This window comes from Streptomyces sp. ICC4, assembly GCF_003287915.1.
GTDB lineage: Bacteria > Actinomycetota > Actinomycetes > Streptomycetales > Streptomycetaceae > Streptomyces > Streptomyces tritrimontium.
Genome location: NZ_CP030286.1, coordinates 8990593 through 8994276 on the forward strand (window position 1 = coordinate 8990593; position 3684 = coordinate 8994276).

Annotated in this window: 6 protein-coding genes and 1 pseudogene; 3 read left to right on the forward strand and 4 right to left on the reverse strand. The window is 65.2% G+C overall.

The window, feature by feature from the left end; translation table 11 throughout:
- Positions 1 to 561 (forward strand): hypothetical protein (locus DRB89_RS42460; protein WP_204357942.1); only part of this gene is annotated, 561 nt, incomplete at its 5' end.
- A 90-nt stretch (positions 562 to 651) separates the two neighbouring features.
- Here the strand turns inward: DRB89_RS42460 and DRB89_RS42465 are convergent.
- The 3 genes and pseudogenes from DRB89_RS42465 to DRB89_RS42475 all read right to left on the reverse strand — a co-directional run.
- Positions 652 to 825, reverse strand: a complete 174-nt coding sequence (locus DRB89_RS42465; RefSeq protein WP_239516958.1) for a hypothetical protein — start codon at positions 823 to 825, stop codon at positions 652 to 654.
- Positions 806 to 1195 carry a DUF742 domain-containing protein gene (locus DRB89_RS42470; protein ID WP_112450262.1) on the reverse strand — a complete coding sequence of 130 codons (390 nt, stop codon included), beginning with the start codon at positions 1193 to 1195 and terminating at the stop codon, positions 806 to 808. The genes DRB89_RS42465 and DRB89_RS42470 overlap by 20 nt, the downstream gene beginning before the upstream one ends.
- Positions 1192 to 1500 (reverse strand): annotated as a pseudogene (locus tag DRB89_RS42475) (roadblock/LC7 domain-containing protein); the annotation flags it as partial. The gene DRB89_RS42470 and the pseudogene DRB89_RS42475, both read right to left, overlap by 4 nt.
- Positions 1501 to 1581: 81 nt before the next feature.
- Here DRB89_RS42475 and DRB89_RS42480 point away from each other — a divergent pair.
- A complete protein-coding gene (locus tag DRB89_RS42480) occupies positions 1582 to 2085 on the forward strand; it encodes a hypothetical protein (protein ID WP_112453076.1) in 504 nt (167 codons plus the stop codon).
- Between the two features lie 381 nt (positions 2086 to 2466).
- Positions 2467 to 2967, forward strand: coding sequence for a hypothetical protein (locus DRB89_RS42485; protein ID WP_204357967.1), 501 nt, complete (start codon positions 2467 to 2469; stop codon positions 2965 to 2967).
- Positions 2968 to 3123: 156 nt separating this feature from the next.
- Here DRB89_RS42485 and DRB89_RS43555 read toward each other — a convergent pair.
- The coding region (locus DRB89_RS43555) for a hypothetical protein (protein WP_204358188.1) at positions 3124 to 3684 on the reverse strand (561 nt) is incomplete at its 5' end.

Consider the following 3684-nt stretch of genomic DNA (forward strand, 5'->3'; position numbering starts at 1 on the left):
GTGGCGTCTGTCAGGCTGTTTCCGTCGTCTTCGACGCCGGTTTATCAGAGCGGCTTTTGGCCGCTCTGGAAGCAGCTTTCGCTGCCCAAAGCCCCCTCTGCGCTACCATTCGATTTTCGTCTAGGAAAATTCCTCATGCAGCGTCTCGCCATACCTTCGGATTACGTCCTGCAGTTCATCCTGGGCCGCGCCTCCTATGTCCTCCCATGGGAGGACAAACTTTGCCCAGGTAATCCAGCAGATGATCCCGAAACTGGCGCAGAGGAATACAACGCATATGCCATCAAAAAGGCGCAGGAAGTCGGCAGAGCAACGAAACCAGACCCCGTGCTAGATGCAGTGTATTTGGCGTTAAAAACGCCTGGAGAGGCTTACAGGGCCCTTGCTGAGGATCTTGCGGAGGCTTATCAAGGTCGTTATAGGTTTCTCATAGACAATTTGGCCCAGTGGGACGAAGAAACCAGGTGGTTGAGGGCTGACCTGGTTTTTTCCAATTCTGAGCTTCGCCATTTGTCAGCCACGCAAGTGATGGCTTTACGAACAAGGGCCGCCGAGGCCTGACGCGCTGCGCTTGTCCCCTCGACCTCCATACGGGAACAGGTTCCCGTACTCCGATCGAGGCCAGTCCATCCACCGTTGCAATTCCTCAGTTCAGGTGCCGCCACCCCGGCTCGTCGTGACTCGCTTCACCGTCGCGGCGAACGGAGTCCCGGGCACCAGCACCTTCACGGCGACGGGCGCGCGCGAGCGGTCGTACTGCCAGGCCTGTGCGGGCTCTTCCCCGGTCAGGGGGAAGAGGCCGGTTTCAGAGACGGCGGAGCCCACTGAGCACCCTTTCGAGCAGCGCGCGGTCGGGGCGGCCGGAGCCGTGCCCGGTCCCGTAGACGCGGATCCTTCCCTGGTCGGCGAGGTCGCTGACCAGGACGCGGACCACACCGAGCGGCAGCTTCAGCAGCGCGGCGATCTCGGCGATCGTGCGCATGCGGCGGCAGATCTCGACGATCGCCGGCATCTCGGGCATCCGGTCGGGCTTCCGCGGCTCGCCGGCCCTGGTGTCGAGGGCGGCGACGAAGGTCTCGACCTGCAGGACCTGCGTGAAGCGGGTGCGGCCGCCCGTGAGGGAGTACGGGCGCACGCGGGCGGGGCGGCGGTCGGCGCCGCGTATCGGCAGTCGGTCGGAGGCCGTACTCCTCACGGGGTGTTCTCCATCGACTGGCGCAGCTCACTGCGGACTTCGGGGGTCAGGACGTGGCCGGCGCGGCCCACGAACAAGGCCATGTGGTAGGCGACGACGCTCATGTCGCAGTCCGGCGCGGCGTGTACGCCGAGGAGCGAGCCGTCGCTGATGGACATGACGAAGACGGAGCCGTTCTCCATGGCCACCATCGTCTGCTTGACCGAGCCGCCGTCCATCAGCGCCGCCGCGCCCGTGGTGAGCGAGCCGAGGCCGGAGACGATGGTGGCGAGGTCGGCGGACGCGCCGCGCGGGCCCTTGGGGCGGGCGGCCCGGGGATCCGGGGATCCGGGGAGAGAACTCGGGGGCGGTGAGCAAACGAACGACGGCGTGACACCATCGGATACGTGCTCGACATCGGCTACTCCCTCTCCCGGCGCTTCCCGGACCCCCCGCAGACCGACTACCGCTCGGCGGACGTCCGCTCGCTGCGGCACGACCTGTTCTGCGGGGACGTCTACCTCGCCGACACCAACGCGGACCGGGAAGTGTCCACAGCCTGGGGATGGGTGCCCGTACTGGACTTCGCCTGGGCGCTGTGCGACATCGTCGAGCAGCTCGACCAGGACCCGCGGGGCAGCCGCTCCGCCAACCGCCAGCAGGCCGAGCTCGACTTCACCGAGTCCTCGGACCGCATGCTCTTCGAACGCCGCTTCGGCTGGGTCGACATCGAGGCAGACTGGATGCCGCCGGAGGAGGACCCGCTGACCTTCAGCCACCGCCTGCTGCGCCGCGAAGCCCGCGACTTCCTCCACGACGTGATCGCGGACCTCACGGACATGCACGACGGCCTGGCCGACAACCCGGTCATCTGGACCCTCCAGTCCCGCTTCCCCCGAGTCCCGGCCTAACGCCACCGCCGACGTACGAGGCGCGCGGCCTAGGGCGAAGCCCACCCCCCTCACCCCGGCCGACGCCCAAGGCCGGCCAAATCCAGCCCGCCGGCGTTTGAGGCGCGGGGCCTGGGGCGGAGCCCCAGAAGCCCGGGCGCAGCCCCGGACCACCCCCTCACCCTGTCCCTTATACACATTTGCCGCTGCCGACGAACATCACGGCACAGACACGACACCGCGGGGCTCGTGGGCAGCTGCAAAGTTGTTTAACGCACACCCGCCGGCCCGCGCGGCGGCGCCGACGCCAAGCCGGTCATCCCGGGCTGGAAGGTCGTCATCAACCCGAAGTACGGCACCGCCTTCGACGTCCCGGCAGACTGGAACGTCCTCTCCTCGGGCATGTCCATCGGCTTCGAGGACGACGTCAAGAACGACGGCAGCCCCCTCGTCATGATGTCCGCACCCGCCTTCCTCAAGGAGGACTGGTGCAAGGTCGACGCCAACAAGGACGGCAAGGAGGAGTCGACCTCGCTGGCCGCCTCCGGAACCAAGGGCGGCATGGGGGCCAAGGGCACCGCCGATGCCTCGCGCAACGAGGCCGGCAACTGGGTCTTCGCCGGGTACGCGCAGAAGGCGCCGAAGGGCACCACCAAGGTCTCCGAGCCGAAGGAGTACACGACCACCTCCGGGCTCAAGGGCCACATGGCGACCGCGACGGTGAGCGGCCTGCCGAAGGAGAACAAGTGCTCCTCCGACGGCAAGTCGATCGCCTTCAGCTTCACGACCTCCAACGGTGACCTCTCCACCTGGGTCCTCTACGGCGCCGCCGGCGTCCCGGGCGAAGTGAGCCAGGAGACCTACGAGAAGATCCTCAGCAGCGTCCGCCTCAACACCGGCTGATATCCCGCACCGCCCCGCCCCGGTCGGAAATCCGTTTGGACTACCGACCGGGGCCGGGGATAGTCCGGGGGTGAGCCCTCCCCGTGGAGGGACTGGCCTCGATCGGAGTGCGGGAACCTGTTCCCGTATGGAGATCGAGGGGACAAGCGCAGCGCGTCAGACCTCGGCGGCCCTTGTTCGTAAAGCCATCACCTGCGTGGCTGACAAATGGCGCAGCTCAGCATTGGAAAAGACCAGATCAGCCCTCAACCACCTAGTTTCTTCGTCCCACTGGGCCAAATTGTCTATGAGAAACCGATAACGGCCTTGGTAAGCCTCCGCAAGATCACCAGCAAGGGCCCTGTAAGCCTCTCCAGGCGTTTTTAACGCCAAATACACTGCATCTAGCACAGGGTCTGGTTTCGTTGCTCTGTCGACTCCCTGCGCCTTTTTGATGGCATATGCGTTGTATTCCTCTGCGCCAGTTTCGGGATCATCTGTTGGATTACCTGGGCAAAGCCTGTCCTCCCATGGGAGGACATAAGAGGCGCGGCCCAGGATGAACTGCAGGACGTAATCCGAAGGTATGGCGAGACGCTGCATGAGGAATTGTCCTAGACGAAAATCGAATGGTAGCGCAGAGGGCTTTGGGCAGCTGAAAGCTGCTTCCAGAGCGGCCAAAAGCCGCTCTGATAAACCGGCGTCGAAGACGACGGGAAACAGCCTGACAGACGCCAC

Excerpts from the sequence above, each read along its gene's own strand:
- DRB89_RS42485 (WP_204357967.1), top strand. The coding sequence starts at position 2,467 with ATGTCCATCGGCTTCGAGGACGACGTCAAGAACGACGGCAGCCCCCTC.